At 41.4% G+C, this 18,346-nt stretch carries 15 protein-coding genes; 1 reads left to right on the forward strand and 14 read right to left on the reverse strand.

Annotated features, from left to right (window positions below; genetic code table 11):
* Nucleotides 1-37: 37 nt before the first annotated feature.
* The 14 genes from BLP87_RS05460 to BLP87_RS05525 form a co-directional block, all read right to left on the reverse strand.
* Nucleotides 38-1,030: a rod shape-determining protein gene (locus BLP87_RS05460; protein ID WP_026656599.1), complete on the reverse strand. Its 993-nt coding sequence runs from the start codon at nt 1,028-1,030 to the stop codon at nt 38-40.
* A gap of 287 nt (nt 1,031-1,317) precedes the next feature.
* Complete coding sequence (gene uvrA / locus BLP87_RS05465; protein WP_074461870.1) at nt 1,318-4,197, reverse strand: excinuclease ABC subunit UvrA; 2,880 nt, start codon at nt 4,195-4,197, stop codon at nt 1,318-1,320.
* Nucleotides 4,198-4,256: 59 nt separating this feature from the next.
* Entirely contained in the window at nt 4,257-6,023 is a 1,767-nt protein-coding gene (locus BLP87_RS05470) for a DUF6020 family protein (protein ID WP_074461793.1), read from the reverse strand.
* Nucleotides 6,024-6,047: 24 nt separating this feature from the next.
* Entirely contained in the window at nt 6,048-8,039 is a 1,992-nt protein-coding gene (gene uvrB / locus BLP87_RS05475; RefSeq protein ID WP_074461794.1) for an excinuclease ABC subunit UvrB, read from the reverse strand.
* Between the two features lie 237 nt (nt 8,040-8,276).
* On the reverse strand, nt 8,277-9,413 hold the full coding sequence (locus BLP87_RS05480; protein ID WP_074461795.1) for an ATP-grasp domain-containing protein: 1,137 nt from the start codon (nt 9,411-9,413) through the stop codon (nt 8,277-8,279).
* Between the two features lie 3 nt (nt 9,414-9,416).
* Nucleotides 9,417-10,349: a glycosyltransferase family 2 protein gene (locus tag BLP87_RS05485; RefSeq protein WP_074461796.1), complete on the reverse strand. Its 933-nt coding sequence runs from the start codon at nt 10,347-10,349 to the stop codon at nt 9,417-9,419.
* A gap of 77 nt (nt 10,350-10,426) precedes the next feature.
* Nucleotides 10,427-10,663: a hypothetical protein gene (locus BLP87_RS05490; protein ID WP_074461797.1), complete on the reverse strand. Its 237-nt coding sequence runs from the start codon at nt 10,661-10,663 to the stop codon at nt 10,427-10,429.
* The gene (locus tag BLP87_RS05495) at nt 10,660-11,646 is read right to left on the reverse strand and encodes a serine/threonine protein kinase (RefSeq protein ID WP_074461798.1); all 987 of its coding nucleotides are present in this window, start codon (nt 11,644-11,646) and stop codon (nt 10,660-10,662) included. The genes BLP87_RS05490 and BLP87_RS05495 overlap by 4 nt, the downstream gene beginning before the upstream one ends.
* Nucleotides 11,643-12,431: a PP2C family protein-serine/threonine phosphatase gene (locus BLP87_RS05500; protein WP_074461799.1), complete on the reverse strand. Its 789-nt coding sequence runs from the start codon at nt 12,429-12,431 to the stop codon at nt 11,643-11,645. The genes BLP87_RS05495 and BLP87_RS05500 overlap by 4 nt, the downstream gene beginning before the upstream one ends.
* Before the next feature lie 99 nt (nt 12,432-12,530).
* Entirely contained in the window at nt 12,531-13,808 is a 1,278-nt protein-coding gene (locus tag BLP87_RS05505; protein ID WP_083334493.1) for a S41 family peptidase, read from the reverse strand.
* A gap of 23 nt (nt 13,809-13,831) precedes the next feature.
* Nucleotides 13,832-15,055, reverse strand: coding sequence for a murein hydrolase activator EnvC family protein (locus BLP87_RS05510; protein WP_242871817.1), 1,224 nt, complete (start codon nt 15,053-15,055; stop codon nt 13,832-13,834).
* A gap of 29 nt (nt 15,056-15,084) precedes the next feature.
* The gene (gene ftsX / locus BLP87_RS05515) at nt 15,085-15,981 is read right to left on the reverse strand and encodes a permease-like cell division protein FtsX (protein ID WP_074461801.1); all 897 of its coding nucleotides are present in this window, start codon (nt 15,979-15,981) and stop codon (nt 15,085-15,087) included.
* Nucleotides 15,971-16,711: a cell division ATP-binding protein FtsE gene (gene ftsE, locus BLP87_RS05520; RefSeq protein ID WP_074461802.1), complete on the reverse strand. Its 741-nt coding sequence runs from the start codon at nt 16,709-16,711 to the stop codon at nt 15,971-15,973. The genes ftsX and ftsE overlap by 11 nt, the downstream gene beginning before the upstream one ends.
* A 51-nt stretch (nt 16,712-16,762) precedes the next feature.
* The gene (locus tag BLP87_RS05525) at nt 16,763-17,845 is read right to left on the reverse strand and encodes a PucR family transcriptional regulator (RefSeq protein WP_074461803.1); all 1,083 of its coding nucleotides are present in this window, start codon (nt 17,843-17,845) and stop codon (nt 16,763-16,765) included.
* A gap of 248 nt (nt 17,846-18,093) precedes the next feature.
* Between BLP87_RS05525 and BLP87_RS05530 the strand changes: the two genes are divergently transcribed.
* Nucleotides 18,094-18,282: a YjfB family protein gene (locus BLP87_RS05530; protein WP_074461804.1), complete on the forward strand. Its 189-nt coding sequence runs from the start codon at nt 18,094-18,096 to the stop codon at nt 18,280-18,282.
* The last annotated feature ends 64 nt before the right edge of the window (nt 18,283-18,346 follow it).

The raw sequence follows: 18,346 nt of genomic DNA on the forward strand, positions 1-18,346 counted from the left end.
TTGTTTAATCCCTGATATCTATCTTCATTGCCGATCATCAATCCTGATGATAACCAACAATAAATTCAACATAACGACCGGTTCCGATAGCAACCGCTGTCATAGGATCCTCTGCTGTCATTGTATTGATTCCGGTCTTGGAATAGATAAGATCTTCAAGTCCGCGAAGAAGTGCTCCGCCACCTGTAAGAACTATTCCTCTGTCAGCAATATCAGCCGCAAGTTCCGGAGGTGTATTCTCAAGAACGCTGTGAATAGCCTCGATAATCTGGGATGTAGGCTCTCTGAGAGCTTCTTCTGTCTCTTCAGAAGATACTCTTACAGTTTTGGGAAGACCTGTAACAAGGTTACGTCCTCTTACATCCAGGAAATCATCTTCCGGTCTGGGATAAGCTGAACCAATCTTAATCTTTATATCTTCGGCAGTTCTGTCACCGATAAGAAGATTGTGCTTCTTTCTCATGTAACGAACAATTGCCTCATCAAAATCATCTCCCGCAACCTTAACGGATGTGCTCACAACCGTTCCGCCAAGTGAGATAACCGCAATATCAGATGTACCGCCACCTATATCAACGATCATGTTTCCGCAGGGCTTTGTAATATCAATTCCTGCACCGATCGCTGCCGCAATAGGTTCCTCGATAGTCTTAACATCTCTTGCACCGCAAAGTCTTGTAGCATCTTCAACGGCTTTCTTCTCTACTTCCGTAGCGCCGCTGGGAACACATACAGCGATAAAAGGTTTTCTATGAATTTTTCTTCCGATAGCTTTCTTAATGAAGTATCTCATCATCTGCTCAGTAATCTTGTAGTTAGAGATAACTCCCTGCCTCAGAGGTCTGACGGCAACAATATTACCGGGTGTACGGCCAAGCATAAGCCTTGCATCCTCACCGATTGCCTTGATCTCCTCTGTGTCTCTGTCATAAGCTACTACAGAAGGTTCCTTAAGAACTACTCCCTTTCCCCTTATGTAAACGAGAACAGATGCCGTTCCTAAATCAATTCCGATGTCTGCATACTGCATAATTTAAGGTACCCCTTTCAAAACTGTGTGTCATTCATTTATTTTAGCGCATAAGTGCGGATAATAAAATGTTAATAATACATTGCCATTATAAACCATCTTATAAAGATTTAAAAGGGGCTACCTCTATTAATATCGGACATTTACTGTCAAAACTTAAGCCTCAAATAAAAATTGTGCATATTTTAGCCTTATATTCTCATAAAAGTGCCGCAAGTGCCTAAATTACGCACATTTCTATACTTTTATAAGAACACGTTTTCACTTAATGATAACTGCATATATATTCAGTTTTTCTTCAGCATACGTTTTATGTATGCACCGGTATATGATTTTTTGCACTTTGCTACTTCTTCAGGTGTACCACAGGCAACAACGGTTCCGCCTCCCGAACCGCCTTCCGGTCCCATATCTATGATGTAATCTCCCGTCTTTATCACATCCAGGTTGTGCTCAATAACAACGACCGTATTCCCCTGTTCAACGAGCTCATGCATGATCTTTACAAGTTTCTGCACATCGGCAAAGTGAAGTCCCGTCGTAGGTTCATCAAGAATATATACCGTTTTTCCCGTACTGACTTTACTAAGCTCCGTAGCAAGTTTTATTCTCTGCGCCTCACCGCCCGAGAGCTCCGTACTCGGCTGGCCAAGTTTGACATATCCAAGTCCGACATCATAAAGTGTCTGTATCTTTCTTTTGATCGTCCTTACATTTTCAAAGAAAGTAAGCGCTTCTTCAACCGTCATATCAAGAACGTCATAGATATTTTTTCCTTTGTATCTGACTTCCAGAGTCTCATGGTTGTATCGCTTTCCTCCGCAGACTTCACAAGGAACATATACATCCGGAAGGAAATGCATCTCAATCTTGATGATTCCGTCTCCGCCACAGGCTTCGCATCGTCCGCCTTTAACGTTAAACGAAAATCTTCCCTTCTTGTATCCTCTTGCTTTTGCGTCGGGAGTACCTGCAAAAAGATCTCTTATCATGTCAAATACGCCCGTATACGTCGCGGGATTTGACCTCGGAGTCCTTCCGATAGGTGACTGGTCAATTGCAATAACCTTATCAACCTGATCAAGTCCTTCTATCCCCTTGTGTTTTCCGGGGATGCATCTTGCTCTGTTAAGGTCTCTTGCAAGATGTTTATAAAGTATCTCATTGACAAAAGAACTCTTTCCGGAACCCGAAACGCCCGTAACTATCGTAAGTACACCCAGCGGAACGTCTATATCTATGTTCTTAAGGTTATTCTCACTTGCACCGAGCACTTTAAGCCAGCCCTTTGGTTCTCTTCTTGTTTCCGGCACTTCTATCTTGAGCTTACCCGCAAGATATTGACCCGTTATAGACTCTTTGACTTTCATGATGTCTTCAGCCGTTCCCGTAGCGACAATCTTACCACCTCTGGAACCTGCTCCCGGTCCGACATCAACAATATAGTCAGCCTCTCTCATAGTATCTTCGTCGTGTTCCACGACAATAAGAGTATTTCCTAAATCTCTTAAATTCTTGAGAGTGTTTAGAAGCTTATCATTATCCCTCTGATGAAGTCCGATACTAGGCTCATCAAGAATATAGCATACTCCGCAAAGCCCCGACCCTATCTGCGTTGCAAGTCTTATACGCTGTGCCTCTCCTCCGGAAAGCGTACCCGTCGCTCTTGAAAGAGAAAGATATCCAAGTCCTACATCCACAAGGAATCCCACTCTCGCTCTTATTTCCTTTAATACCTGTGCACCGACAAGCTCCTGATGCTCGCTCAGCTTAAGATTCTCAAGGTAATTCTGCAGTTCATCGACAGACATAGATGTAATCTCATAGATGTTCTTGTCATCTATGGTAACCGCCAACGATTCCTTTTTAAGCCTCTGTCCGCCGCACAGCTGACAGGGCGTAATTCTCATAAACTCCTGATATTCGGCTTTCGCCGTTTCCGAAAATGTCTCTCTGTATCTCTGCTCAACATTCTTAATAAGTCCGTCAAAAAGAATCGGATAATCACCTTCACCTCTTGATCCTTTGTAATGCACATTGACAGTCTTGTCAGCTCCGTGTATAAGCATATGCCTTACCTTTTCCGAAAGGTCGCAAAAAGGCGTATCAAGGCTGAACTTATAAGCTTTTGCAAGCGCTTTCAACGTCGCATTACTAAAGCTTCCTTCCTTATTAGCGGACTGCCATCCCATAACAACGATACATCCGTCATTTATGGAAAGAGTCTTATCAGGGATCATAAGATCCTCGTCAAATTCCATCTTATATCCGAGTCCCGCACAGTCAGGACAGGCACCAAAAGGATTATTGAACGAAAAACTCCTCGGTTCAATCTCAGGAATACTGATGCCACAATCAGGGCACGCAAAATTCTGGCTGAAATTCAGCTCTTTTCCATCCACTACGTCTACTGTAAGAAGTCCGTCAGCAAGTTGCAAAGCGCTCTCTATTGAATCGGCAAGTCTTTTCCTCAGGTTCTCGTTATCGTCTCTTATGACAATTCTGTCAACTATAACCTCGATGCTGTGTTTAATATTCTTATCCAGTTTAATTTCTTCCGAGAGCTCATATTGGCTTCCGTCTATCCTGACTCTTACATAGCCGGCTCTTTTTGCTCTGTCGAGAGTCTTTGCGTGTTCACCTTTTTTTCCTCTTACTACAGGTGCAAGAAGCTGCAGCTTGGTACCGTCACCAAGTGCCATGATCTGGTCACACATTTCATCAACGGTCTGCCTTCTTATCTCACGTCCGCAGTTCGGGCAATGCGGTATACCTATCCTTGCATACAGAAGTCTAAAGTGATCATAAATCTCTGTAACCGTTCCCACAGTCGATCTCGGGTTCTTGTTGGTTGATTTCTGATCAATCGAAATTGTCGGCGAAAGGCCTTCTATTCTCTCAACATTAGGCTTATCCATCTGTCCGAGGAACATTCTCGCGTAAGATGAGAGCGACTCCATGTATCGTCTCTGTCCTTCCGCAAAAATAGTATCAAAAGCAAGTGAAGATTTCCCCGATCCCGAAAGCCCCGTAAAAACGGTCAAAGTATCTCTAGGTATCTTCACGCTTACATGTTTAAGATTATGCTCATCCGCCCCACGAACCCTTATATAATCATGGATATCCGTGGGAAGTATTCTCTTTGCTGTCGTATTCTTTTTTGTCATCCTGCTGTTATCCGACATCTGTTTATCTCCTGTCATTAATCCTTTTTCCTTCACAAGAATCAGCTCACACTATCAGCTGCATTGTCCTGACTGTCATCATTATTTTTTATCGCCATAGCAAAATACACCGGAACCATAATATACATCGGATGCAAATATCTGTAATTAGTAACCGGTCCAAGTAAATATGTTGCTTCCAGTATCAAAAGCGCAACCGGAATTACAGTCTCATATTTTTTTCCTCTTCTTATCATTATGATCAGGCAAAGTACCATGCTGTAAAACGGGAATGACAAAGACAGGAAATTACTTATAAGAGGCAAATTGCTCAGCTTACTTTCCAGTCTTGCCATCGCATAATAAAAAGGGCGAATAATTTCAAAAATGCCATGAGTATAATATGCATCTGCACTACCGCTGAAATAATCAGGATATAATCCGATTTCAACATATTCTCTTTGGGCAAACTCATCATTTCCGGTTGATGCGGGGTACCACAGTTCTACATTTGTATCAAGTGCAGCGCATAAATATGTGATCGGACTGCGCTTCAATCCCTTAAAATATATATCCCAGAAAGGTTCCTTGTTTTCGTCATAAAGCCCATTATTCAATGAGTTTTTTACCGGATCCGCAAAGCGGTAATTATATTCATCAACACAAGAAAGATATTCATTAATTGTTGCTTTCTCTTCTTCGCTAAAACATCCCTCCTTGGCATATACTGCGGCGATCTGCTGAATCGGTATTGAAAGAAATTCTGACGAATCGGTATAATGAATGTCAAAGGCCGGATAAACAACGACAGGTGTAACGATCGATATTATAAGAGCCGGCAAAATACTGATAAGCTCAAGCTTTTTTATCCGTGCAGGTGCAATAATAATCACCATTAAGAATAAGACAACCATCGCATATATCATATTGTTTCTGAAAAAGCATGCAAGCAAACAACTGATAAAGCATGTAAATGCCCTTTTCTCCGTAGTCATCAAATCATAAAGCGATGTTAAAAATACTATTAAGCAGCATCCGAAATATACATCCTTTGTTGTAACAAATGAAAAAAGCCAAAAAATCGGGTTGATGATATAGTATATCCCCGAAAGCAGAATTAAAACCGAAGGAGCTTTTTTCTTTCTCAGCCAGGTCAGTACATAGCAAAATGTGATATTTACGACAACTATCTGGATTATCGAATAGATCACATTAGCCATATATATGTTGTGAAGCAGGTTTGCCACATAAAACAGCGCTTTCCAGAAAATCGTATAAAAGATCGGCTGCTGATTATCAAGCGAACGTTCCCCTATTGCCTGAAAATAAATTGTAAAGTAATCATACGTACCCACTCCCGGAAAAAATACCAGAAAAGCTACTACATCAAGAATCGTTACGATTGCGAAAAATACTATAAGTTGCTTTCTTCCCAGCCCTATTTCCGGTAGCTTCCCGGAAAACGAAGAATACAATGTTTCCAAGACATATGGTGTAAACACTGCCAATAAATGGGCTGTCACAACAAAAATCACCAAATTATAAAACGGATGGGTACAAAATGACATCAGATCATGCTCTGTGTATATTGTCTTTCCAACCAATAAAAGTAATGAAAAAAATGCGGATATAACAATATCCCTTTTGTTAGGATTCAGTATCTTACAATACAGTTTTTCTTGCATCGTCAATATGAAAAATGCAAAAAACAGTACCATATCTCCCACTGCCACAACATCAGTTTTACTGATATATGAACCAACTGCGATTGTCCATAGCATTGATACCGCAAAACATATTGCGCTTCTTTTTACAACATCTTTTTCCATACAAGTCTCCCCACCTATTGTCAGTTATTTTCCTTCCGTCAGATCGTTGTAAATCTTCTTAAGTTCTATCATTTGATCTCTGAGTGTCGCCGCAGTCTCAAAATCCAACTCTGTAGCGGCACGTTTCATCTTCTTCTGAACCTGTCCGATAAGTTTCTCAAGTTCATCCTTATCCATTGCCTCAGGATCTTTTTCAAATTTAACCTCTTCCTTGGCAATAGCCTTTGTAACTGCGATAAGTTCTCTTACCGCCTTCTTTATGGTCTGCGGAGTTATTCCGTGTTCCTTATTGTATTCTTCCTGTATCTTACGTCTTCTCGCCGTTTCATCAATGGCTTTCTTCATTGAATCAGTCATGTTATCGGCGTACATTATGACGTGGCCTTCCGCGTTACGCGCAGCACGCCCTATTGTCTGAATAAGCGATGTCTCCGAACGAAGAAATCCCTCTTTATCCGCATCTATTATCGCAACAAGTGAGATTTCCGGAATATCAAGTCCCTCTCTCAAAAGGTTGATTCCAACAAGAACATCAAAGACATCAAGACGCATATCTCTGATTATCTCTGCTCTTTCAAGCGTATCTATGTCTGAATGAAGGTATTTTACCCTTATTCCGGACTCTGCAAGGTACTCTGTCAGATCCTCAGCCATTCTCTTTGTGAGTGTAGTGACAAGAACCTTATTTTTCTTGTCTATTTCTTTTCGGATCTCACCGATTAGATTGTCAATCTGTCCCTCGACCGGACGCACAGAAATCTCCGGATCGAGAAGCCCCGTAGGTCTTATAACCTGCTCTGCTCTCAAAAGTTCATGTTCTTCCTCATATTTACCGGGAGTAGCGGAGCAAAAGAGCATCTGATCTATATGTGATTCAAACTCTTCAAAATTAAGAGGTCTGTTATCGAGCGCCGACGGAAGTCTGAATCCGTAATCAACAAGAGTCAGTTTCCTGCTCCTGTCTCCATGATACATGGCACCGACCTGCGGTATAGTCATATGCGACTCATCCACTATTATCAAAAAATCCCTGTCAAAGAAGTCCAAAAGTGTAAGCGGAGGTTCTCCCGGCGCCATAAAATTAAGATGCCTTGAATAATTCTCGATTCCCGAGCAAAAGCCCGTTTCCTTCAGCATCTCTATATCAAAATTGGTTCTCTCCGATATTCTCTGAGCTTCAATAAGCCTGTCCTCACCCTTAAAGAACTTGATCTGTTCTTCAAGTTCCTTCTCTATCTCCACGCACGCCATGTTTATCTTCTCTTGAGGTACAACATAGTGCGAAGCGGGATAGATCATAACGTGTGAAAGTTCGTTTCTGACCTTGGCCGTAACAGGCTCAATCTCAGTAATCCTGTCTATCTCGTCGCCAAAAAACTCAATCCTTATCAGATAATCATCCGCATTTGCAGGAAAAACCTCTATCGTATCGCCCCTTACCCTGAAATTGCATCTTCCGAGCTCAAGATCGTTTCTCGTATACTGTATAGCAACAAGCTCTTCTATCGTCTTGTCTCTGTCCTTCTGCATTCCGGGTCTAAGTGAGATTGACATTCCCTTGAATTCATCGGGACTTCCCAGTCCATATATGCAAGATACACTGGCAACAACAATAACGTCCTTCCTCTCAGAAAGTGATGCCGTTGCAGAGAGTCTCAACTTATCAATTTCATCATTAATCGAAGAATCTTTTGCAATATAAGTATCTGTTTGAGGAACATATGCTTCCGGTTGATAATAGTCATAGTAGGACACAAAATACTCTACGGCGTTTTCCGGAAAGAATTCTTTCATCTCGCCATAGAGCTGACCTGCAAGAGTTTTGTTATGACTTATAATAAGCGTAGGTTTATTAAGCGCCGCAATAACGTTTGCCATAGTAAACGTCTTTCCGGAACCTGTAACGCCCAGAAGTGTTTGAAACTGGTTACCTTCCTTAAACCCCTTAACAAGCTCCTCTATGGCTTGTGGCTGGTCACCTGTAGGTTTAAATTCAGAGTGTAATTTGAAATCCATTATTTTTCCCTCTCAACAGTACATCTTTCGCAAAAAGAAAAAAGAGATGATATACTGCTGTTTCAGTATACCATCTCATAAATCATGCGTCTATAACTTTTTCAAACACATGTTCGTTTAATCTGTAATTTCAGTATCAGCCATACCAAGTCAAGGTTGAGAAGCCAAGGGGACGGTTCATCTGTCTTCTCAGCTTTTGCGAGAAGACAGATGAACCGTCCCCTTGGCTTCCTTGGCTTACCTCGACACAATGTCACGAACCAGCTTCGCATCATTGCCCGCAACAATGAAATATCCAAATCTGGAAGAGCTGTCCACAACTTTTCTGTCGGTAATCTCTTCAACACTACTCTCAATAACAAGATCCTGATATTTTGAACAAATCTCCTGACAATAATCAGCATCTTCGCGGCCAAAAACAAATTTGATCCCTGCGGCTTTGTGCTTGCTACCGGGCGTAATATCGGGTTCATTTCCAAGCGCAACATCAATGACTGCTTTTACAAAGTCAATTCCCGTAGTCAGATGCACAAGTGAACTTCCGATGCAGTCTCCGCCCATTCTTCCGCCTATCTCGACAATCTTTATAACGCCGTCTTCGCGGATCAGTATCTCGGAATGAGACGCACCATTCTCAATCTCGAGCGCATCAAGCGCATTATATATAACTTTTCTGATATTTTCATAAGTCTCGGCGCCGACAGGTGCAGGCTCAAAATGTCCTGTCTCGATGAAATTCGGGCTTCCCGTGGTAAACTTCTCAGTCACAGCAAGAAGCGTATGCTTCCCGTTATACGAGATACATTCTACGCTATACTCTTTTCCCTCAACAAACTCTTCAATGATCGCAGTCTTCTCAAAGCTCACATCTCTTGCAGATGCTATCGCAGCCATGATTCCCGACTTTGAGCTAAGCTTTGTAACTGCTCTGCTTCCCGATCTGTCCGTCGGCTTAACGATTATCGGATATTCCAGCCCAAGCTCATCAACATTTACCGAATCATCGGCCAAAACATATTTAGGACAAGGAACATTCTTTTCCGTAAGGGCATTTCTCATTGCAAACTTATTGGTCGACTTATACGTGCATGAAATCGAATTACCCGAAAGCCCCATCTTATCGGCAACATAATTTACAGTCACCATTGCAAGATCCGATGCAATACTGCATATTCCGTCAATTCCAATCTCTTTGCACTTCTCACAGATAGCTTCTTTTTCAACAATACTTATCGGATAAAAGAAATCGGCCGTAGCTTCTCCTACATCTCCAACGCCCCATGCAAACACATGAGTTTCAAGTCCCATTTCTTTTGCCTTTAAAATCAGCGGATTCTGAAGATATGAAGCGCCGATGATCGCCAGTTTTTTCATGTATTACTCCTCTTCGTGCCGGTTTAGCATTTCGTCAATAATATAAATAGGTCTTCCTTTACTTTCGGAAAAGATATTTCCGATATATATCCCGACTATTCCCAATGCGCTCAGCATAAGTCCGCCCATCATGTATATCGAAGCAACAACCGAAGGCCAACCCATATCAAAATCTTTTACAACATAATATCTGATAACAAGATAGCTCAAATACAAAAATGCCGCACATGAAAGTGCAAATCCCAGCTTAACCGCCATAAACAACGGCTTATTGGACTGTGCGGTAATAAGGCTGATAGCAAGATTAACTTTTTTACTGAAAGTATAAGATGACTTTCCCGCAAATCTTTCATCCGACTCAAGCCCGATAGTTGTATCATTGTAGCCAAGCCACATAAGAAACATGATATAGTCTCTGTTCTGCTCTTTCATCTTAAGAAAAGAGTCCACTACTTTCCTTTTCGCAATGCTGTAGTTTCCCACCTCAAAGTCATACTTCATATCTGAAAGTTTATTATAAACGGCGTAAAAAGATCTTGATAATGCCTTTACTATAAAGGTATCCTTTCTGTCTTTTCGCTTGGAATATACGATATCGTAACCTTCGTCAATCTTGTCCAAAAAAAGCGGTAAAAACTCAGGTCTGTCCTGAAGGTCGCAGTCCATAACCGCAACAAGATCGCCGACAGATTTCTCAAGTCCTGCTGTAATAGCACGCATCTGTCCAAAATTCCTCGAAAGTTTGATTCCAACAACGCGCTTATCATTGGTGCATATTTTCTCGATTTCTTCCCATGATTTTTGCGGACAATGGTCGTCCACCATGATTATCTCAAAAGATTTCCCTGCTTTTTCAAGAGTCGCAACAAGCCTCTTATATAGTTCGGGTACTGCCTCCCTGCATCCGTATACAGGAATAACTACTGAAATATCCATAAACATCCTCGTGTTTTCTTTTAGTATTCCATAATCCTAAGTATGAAATCAACACAGTATATTCTATCATATTACAATCAAAGATTAAACGAATCATATGTATAGACCATGTCCTGCTCTATTACAAAATCATCGCACAAGGAGTTTCTCTTATTGTCTATATGTTCCAGAAGCTGTGTCGTGCACATTGCGGCGGTTGCATCCCCTTCAGAAATCTCAGGCTTTGCGACGCCTTTTTTAAGAAGGCCGGCAACTCCGATTATCATCATAATTCCAACGAATATCACTCCAAATGTATATAAAAAAATAATCATTTTCCCTCCTGAAAAAATTCTTTATCAATAAATTCCGCTATTCTCTCTTTTGCATTATATAATCGCCCTTTAAATGCAGGCACTCGCTCCCTGGCATCACTCTCAACGTAGTTCTTGACAGGTTCCGCATACATGATTGCCATCGACACCATTGCAGACAAGGTAGCTGCGACAAGACTTCTCTTCATGTATCTGATCACAATGCCACGTTTTCTTTTTACAATGCTGTCCAAAAGAGCTTTCTCTATCTCGCTGCAAGATCTGAACCTGTCATCGCGTCCCGGCTTTATGCATTTATTTATTATCTTCGCAAATTCCTCAGAAAGCCCTGTTGCGCCGTTTAGCTTAAAGTTTTCAAGAGCCGCTTCATTCTTGATATCTATTCCCGTTGTCATCTGCAAAAGAGTCATGCCAAAACAGTATATATCCGTCTTTGGGCTTGTCTGTCCAAGAGTTCCGTACTGTTCGGGCGCCGCAAATCCCACCGTTCCAAGATATGATGTATCAGACTTTTCGCCCTTTCTGTAAATCCTCGCTGCTCCGAAGTCGATAAGATATACCTTGCCGTCTCTGCCTATAATTATATTTGCAGGCTTGAGATCCCTGTATATCACAGGTTCTTTCAGACCGTGCAGATACTTAAGTATCCTTATAAGTTCAATCGCGATCTCAACTGTTTCTTTCTCGGAAAAAACTCCGTTCACCCTAAGCTTTTCAGAAATACTGCATCCCGAAATATACTGTAAGACCATGAAGCCTTCGCCATAGTCTATGAGTTTCTGCACTCCGCTGTGTTTTAGGCTTTTCAGCATCAACGCCTCGTTTTCCATAGATGCTCTTTCCTTAAAAAAGCCTTTTCCACTTTCTTTAAGCACCTTAACCGTCACCTTTTTACCCGTACGCTTATCAAAAGCCGCATAGACTTCGCTTGTTCCGCCTTCACCTATTTTCTTTAATATCTTATATCTCTTTAAATCTTTCATGCGCCAAGCTCCATGCAGAGTGCCGCGACGGATATGTTGTCCGTTTCATTCCTGTCGTATGCTTTCTTTACAAGTTTTTTGCATGCATCAAGCATATCTTCCGATGTAACGCACATTTGCGGACAAAGCATGCTGTAAAGCTCCGTCTTTTCCATTGTTCTCCAAAATCCGTCAGAGCATGCGATCACGGTCGAGTCATTTTTAATAACTCCCCGCGTTATATCGGGCTCGGCAGTTTTCATTGAACCGAGGCACCTTAATAGAACGCTCTTTTCCCTGTCATTTAACGCTTCTTTTTCGGTTATTTTTCCTTCATCCAGCTTCTTTTGCAAAACGCTGTGATCTTTTGTAAGCTTTATAACTTCTCCCTTTGATGCAACATAAATTCTGGAATCCCCGATATTCATGAGCATGTACCTGTCGCCTATCTGCAAAAGAGCTGTGAGTGTCGTCCCTAGATCAATCTTCCTGTGTCTTGCATATCGCCTAAGCTCACCGCTTATCTTGGCGATCAGTCTTCTCCACGACACTTCTATAACGTCCCATAATCTTTCTGTTTCAAGATCCTGCATCAGAGACAATTCCTCATGAAACCAGTTTTCAAGCGACCTGACCACTTTGCAGCTTGCAACCTCTCCCTTAGGCAGACCTCCCATTCCGTCACATACTGCGACAAAAGAAATCCTTCCAAGCTTCTCTGAATTTGCAACTTTTACCAGCACCGAATCCTGATTTACCTTACGGCTTTTACCCGCATCGGTGTAAATACACGCTTTGACTTTCATAACTTCCCTGCTTTCAAAAATGGAAATAATACTCGAAATGAGTAAGAAAAAACCTGTGCTATAGAATTAGCACAGGTCAAGATAATACTATTTATTTTTTTATTTGTCAATAAGCTCCTTCATGACTTCGATTGCCTTCTCTTTCTGATTGTCAATCTTGTCTCTCTGAGCCTTTTCAATATCAAGTTCAACCTCTACATCAGGTTCGATTCCTATTCCGTGGATGTTATATCCGTTTGGAGTATAGTAATCGCTTACCGTAAGTTTAACAGCGGTTCCGTCATTAAGATCGAATACGCTCTGAACGATTCCTTTTCCGAATGTCTTAACACCTACAAGTTTACCGATTCCGTAATCCTTGATTGCACCCGCAAGTATCTCTGAAGCACTTGCCGAATACTGGTTGATAAGAACAACAACCGGAATATCTATCTGACGTGTTCCGTCACAGGTATAATCCTGCTTATTGCCTTCTCTGTCCACGGTATATACAATATTTCCTTTCGGAAGGAGCTGTCTGGCAATATCACAAACTGTTACGAGGTTTCCTCCGGGATTACTTCTAAGATCGATCATAAGTCCCTTGATACCGCTTGCGCGAAGCTCAGCAAGACCCTCTGTGAACTGATCTGTTGTAATCTCGTCAAACTCAGAAATCTTAAGATATCCGATTCCGTCCTTAAGAAGTTCGGTCGTAACTGTCGGTACCTGTATCTCATTTCTGATAACATCGACTTCAACGTTATCTACGGATCCGTCTCTTATCAGAGTAAGATGCACGGAAGTACCTTTTTCACCCTTGATCTTTGCAACAACTTCATCAAGAGTAAGTCCCTGTATGCTTTCCTTGTTGACTTCAGCGATGATATCACCTTCCATAAGTCCTGAGTCGGCAGCCGGGCTTCCTTCCATGATGCCTGTTATCACAGGCACATTTTTTTCCTGATCCATTCCGACATATGCACCGATTCCGTAATAAACACCCTTAGTCACGGCCTTGAGTTCTTCAAGTTCATCCGCAGTGTAATAAACAGAATAGGGGTCTCCCAAAGATTCTATAAGTCCCTTGTAGATTCCCTCAGCCTCTGTGCTCTTATCCACATCGTCCTTGTAGTAATTGGTATCAACAAGATTCTCAAGCATTTTAACCTTTTTTACAGTTTCGCTGTTCAAGACTCCGTTTTCATTCTGTCCGCCGGCATGAACTCCGTTTGTTAAGATAAAGAAGATCGCACCTGCAAAAAATACAAACATTGCACAAAGTGCTCCTATAAGCATTCCGCTTATAAATCTTCTTTTGAGCATCTTATCCGCTTCCGTGTCTTTACTTGCCGGCTCACTTACCGGCACATTGTTCTCGATATTTTCGTTTTCCAATGTTTTTTATCTCCTGTCCGATTTTATTTTAGATAATTCCATGGACTAACATACGCTCCGTTAAGTCTTACTCCGAAATGAAGATGGTTACCTGTCGATCTTCCGGTCGAACCTACTGCAGCAATCCTGGCTCCGGCAGTGACATCCTGTCCTTTGGAAACATACAATGCCGAACAATGCATGTATATTGTATAAAGACCGTCACCATGATTGATCATTATATAATTACCCATCGTTCCGTTATAGTCGGCGGCAACCACCGTTCCGGCATAAGCCGCTAAAATGGCCGAGCCTGCAGGTGCTGCAAAATCCACGCCGTTATGCATCTTGCTTATCCCAAGCGTAGGATGTATTCTCATTCCAAACTCATCGGATACTCTGGTATAATTCGGACAAGGAAATGTAAACATTCCGCCGTCATACTTATGCCTGCTGTTTAACGCGGCCTCATCCGCAGCCACTTCTTTTTCAAGAGCGGCAATCGTCGCGTTCTCGGCCTTTATCTCCGCCTCATACTCAGCGATGGCAGCCTCCTTGCTCTTAATATCCGTAGATACGTTATTGAGCTCAACTCCCTTGGCGTCAATAAGAGTCTGCATTTTTCCTTCTTCTTCCTCTTTGTTTGACTTTGCCAGATCGAGAGTTTCTTTTTCTTCTTCAAGAGCCTGCTTATTAAGCGCTATAAGCTCAGTAGTCGCCACATACTCGTTAAGCTTTTTCCTGTCATAAGCTGCGATCATCTCAATATACTCAGCCTTATTAAGCATATCAGAAAAATTGCCCGTGCCTACAAAAAGCTCAAAATAAAGCTTATCTCCTCGCTCGTACATGAACTTTATTCGCTTCTTCATGGCTTCATATTGAGCTTCCTGAGTACGTTCAGCCTCTTCTAAGTCTTCAGCCGTTTTCTTAATCTCTGCTTCTTTTTTCCCAATGGTGTCATTAAGAGCATCTATCTTCTTCTGTATTTCTGTCAAGGAAGCATCAAGTTCTGAAATATATTTTTTTAGGTCCGACTTGTTTTTTTCAAGCCCCTGTTTTAATTTTTCAAGATCGGTCTTCGCTGTATTCAGGCTATCGCGCTGTTCTTTCTGCTTTTTGATCTGATCTTTTTTTGCTTTAATACTTTCTTCCGTAACCTCTGCCGACACTATAATCCCATTGGCTTCAAAAGTAAATATCAAGATCATGATACAAGCCAGCACTCGAAATAACCATTTAAGCGTGCCTTTTTGTAATCTTTTCAACTTATCTGATCTTCCTTCTAATCATCTGATCACACGTGTAAGTGTTTTCTAACTGTCGTGAAGCTACCCAGGAAGCCTATTCCGATTCCTATTGCCATAGATATGGGAACCAGTTCGTTGTATATCTTTTCAACAGGCAGGAACGGCAAGATATTTGAAAGCATTGCAAACTGGGTGTGAACATAATCAATCGCGCTACCGTAAACATAATAGAGAATCAGCAAAGGTATGAGCGAGCCTATGATTCCGATAATGATACCTTCCACCACGAAAGGCGCTCTTACAAAGAAATCCGTCGCTCCGATATATTTCATGATGTTTATCTCATCTTTTCTTACAGCGATACCCATAGTTACCGTATTGCTGATAAGGAAAATTGAAACAAGCAGGAGAATTACTATAATTCCCATTGAAACATATGCCATAAGCTTATTGAGTCCGCTAAGTGTGTCAGCGGTAATCTCCGATCTGTTGACCGTTCTTACAACGTCAATGTGCTCTATGTATGTAACAAGCGCCGCCTGCATTGAAACATCATTAAGATAAATCTCAAGGCTGGCTGAATCTGCAAGAGGATTCTCGGTAAATCCGTCTGTATACTCACCGATGTAATCCTTCTTGAAATCTTCCCATGCCGCTTCGGGATCTATATAATTAATTTCTCTGACTTCGGGACGTTTTTCAAGATCCGACTTTACAGCAAGGATCTGATCTTCGTTCACTCCCTCGTTAAAGAAAACTGTGACAGAAACACCTTCCTCTGCCGTATGAACAAAGTATTGAATGTTATTGATTATTGAAAAAACCAGACCAAACAGGAATAGACATGCACCTATTGTTGCAATAGAAGCAAGAGTATACCATTTGTTTCTACCTAAGTTCTTAAATCCCTGTCCAATGGTATAAAAGAAACTATTAATCCTCATCGATGTATGTACCTTCTTCCTCGTCTTCTATGATAACACCCTTTTTCATGGTTACAACTCGCTTCTTCATGGCATTTACTATTTCCCTGTTGTGTGTAACGACAATAACAGTTGTGCCACTTTCATTGATCTTTTCCATAAGCTTCATTATTTCCCATGAGTTATTGGGGTCAAGATTTCCGGTCGGCTCATCGGCCAAAAGAATCGTTGGCTTATTGATAAGCGCTCTTGCAAGAGCAACTCTCTGCTGCTCTCCTCCGGATAACTGATTAATCTTGCTCTTATACTTGCCCGCAAGATTAACTGTCGCAAGTATAGAAGGAACATTTCTTTTTATTTCCCTTGTGGATGTCTGAACAATTCTCTGGGCGAATGCTACATTTTCATATACATTCCTGTCCTTGAGAAGTCTGAAATCCTGGAACACTATTCCGAGATTACGCCTAAACTTTGGAATCTTACTGTGCTTAATCTTATTCAGGTTATAACCCAAAACTGTAATTTCACCGTTTGTAGGAACAAGCTCTCTCAAAAGAAGCTTAATGAGCGTAGATTTACCGGATCCGCTATCTCCCACAATAAATACAAACTCACCTTTTTTAATGTGAAGACTGACGTCGTTAAGTGCCGGCGCACCCGATGAATACGACTTTGTCACATGTTCGAGGGTAATAACCTCGCCTTCGGGTATCTGCCTACCCGATTTCGTCTTTCTAAATCCTTTTTCCATAGCATCTCCCCGAAATTTGTGTTAAAAATTATCCTATCACCCAAAATAGGATTATGAAATTCTGTCCATGTATTTCATGTATCTGACAACCATAAGTGCTATCTTAAAGGTTATCGCATCATCAAATACCCTCAAGTCAAGCCCTGTACTCTTCTGCAACTTATCAAGTCTGTAAACGAGTGTGTTTCTGTGAATGAAAAGCTGTCTTGAAGTCTCCGATACGTTAAGACTGTTCTCAAAGAACTTATCAATGGTCGTAAGTGTCTCCTGATCGAAATCATCAGGGTTCCTTCCGCCAAAGATTTCTTTGATAAACATCTTGCAGAGCGGAATGGGAAGCTGATAGATAAGTCTTCCGATTCCAAGTTCGCTGTAGCAGATAACCTTTCTTTCGTCAAAAAAGATCTTGCCTACATCCAGCGCCATCTTCGCTTCCTTGTACGATCTGCTGACCTCTTTGATCTCACCGACAACCGTACCGTAAGCTATTCTCACTCCCGTGAGCCCGTCCTTCGTAAGAGTTGCTATCATCTCTTCAGCAATCTTAGAAATGTCCGACGGTTTCGTATAATCGTTTACATCCTTGACGATTATGATGTTGTCTTCATCAACTTCGGTCACAAAGTCATTTGCATTTCCGAAATGAGTTCTCGCAAGTTCAAGCGCATTGCTGTCTCTTCCGCTTGATGTCTCAACGATCATTGCGATTCTCTTCGCATCCGACTGAATATGAAGCTTCTTTGCCCTACTGTATATATCAACAAGAAGAAGGTTATCAAGCAAAAGGTTCTTGATAAAGTTATCCTTGTCAAAACGCTCTTTGTACGCGACAAGCAGACTCTGAATCTGGTACGCGATCATCTTACCGAGCATATAGATATTTTCGCCGGTTCCCGTACAGATCAGAATATATTCAAGCTGCTGTTCGTCATATATCTTAAAATACTGATATCCCTGTATCTCCTGTGAATCTGCCGGAGACTTCACAAAATCTCTGGCAACAGCCGCAACATTACCGATTTCCTGTGATGTAGCCGCAACTTCCTTTCCATCAATATCCAGAACATATAGCTCAACGTGTGCTATGTTCTTTAGTCCGTCAATTGTGTTTTGGAGAATTTGATTTGAAATCATTTGCCACTCTTTCCGCAGCCTTCCGGCCGCTGAATAATATACATAGCCATTTTAATATATATGTACAATAAAATCTACCTTTAACATGCCATTTTTTGTACATTTTTTTGTTTTGCTCGTCAATATTACCAAAAAAGATTACTCTTTTTGGTAGCATATTATTTGAAATAATGCTAAATTTTTGATGTAATATTATCGATATACAGAATAAGAAAAAGTGTTCTATACACTAAAACAGGAGGTGCTATATGGACATACCTTCCTTATCGATGGCTCTATCTCAAAATCGAGTCCTTACAGATGTTGGTGTAGCAATGCTATCCAAGAATCTGGACACAATGGAAGCTGCCGGCCAGAATATGATCGCAGGTATCGAATCTGTATCGGAGACTTCCGTTAACCCAAATATCGGTTCAAATATCGATATAAGCCTGTGAAATACGCCATCAGAAAACTTGCCCGTGGCTTTGAGCTACGGGCATCTTTTATTTCTTATCATGT

This window comes from Butyrivibrio hungatei (genome assembly GCF_900101605.1).
In the GTDB taxonomy this organism is placed as follows: Bacteria; Bacillota; Clostridia; order Lachnospirales; family Lachnospiraceae; genus Butyrivibrio; species Butyrivibrio hungatei_B.

Excerpts from the sequence above, each read along its gene's own strand:
- BLP87_RS05460 (WP_026656599.1), bottom strand. The coding sequence starts at position 1,030 with ATGCAGTATGCAGACATCGGAATTGATTTAGGAACGGCATCTGTTCTC.
- uvrA (WP_074461870.1), bottom strand. The coding sequence starts at position 4,197 with ATGACAAAAAAGAATACGACAGCAAAGAGAATACTTCCCACGGATATC.
- BLP87_RS05470 (WP_074461793.1), bottom strand. The coding sequence starts at position 6,023 with ATGGAAAAAGATGTTGTAAAAAGAAGCGCAATATGTTTTGCGGTATCA.
- uvrB (WP_074461794.1), bottom strand. The coding sequence starts at position 8,039 with ATGGATTTCAAATTACACTCTGAATTTAAACCTACAGGTGACCAGCCA.
- BLP87_RS05480 (WP_074461795.1), bottom strand. The coding sequence starts at position 9,413 with ATGAAAAAACTGGCGATCATCGGCGCTTCATATCTTCAGAATCCGCTG.
- BLP87_RS05485 (WP_074461796.1), bottom strand. The coding sequence starts at position 10,349 with ATGGATATTTCAGTAGTTATTCCTGTATACGGATGCAGGGAGGCAGTA.
- BLP87_RS05490 (WP_074461797.1), bottom strand. The coding sequence starts at position 10,663 with ATGATTATTTTTTTATATACATTTGGAGTGATATTCGTTGGAATTATG.
- BLP87_RS05495 (WP_074461798.1), bottom strand. The coding sequence starts at position 11,646 with ATGAAAGATTTAAAGAGATATAAGATATTAAAGAAAATAGGTGAAGGC.
- BLP87_RS05500 (WP_074461799.1), bottom strand. The coding sequence starts at position 12,431 with ATGAAAGTCAAAGCGTGTATTTACACCGATGCGGGTAAAAGCCGTAAG.
- ftsX (WP_074461801.1), bottom strand. The coding sequence starts at position 15,981 with ATGAGGATTAATAGTTTCTTTTATACCATTGGACAGGGATTTAAGAAC.
- ftsE (WP_074461802.1), bottom strand. The coding sequence starts at position 16,711 with ATGGAAAAAGGATTTAGAAAGACGAAATCGGGTAGGCAGATACCCGAA.
- BLP87_RS05525 (WP_074461803.1), bottom strand. The coding sequence starts at position 17,845 with ATGATTTCAAATCAAATTCTCCAAAACACAATTGACGGACTAAAGAAC.
- BLP87_RS05530 (WP_074461804.1), top strand. The coding sequence starts at position 18,094 with ATGGACATACCTTCCTTATCGATGGCTCTATCTCAAAATCGAGTCCTT.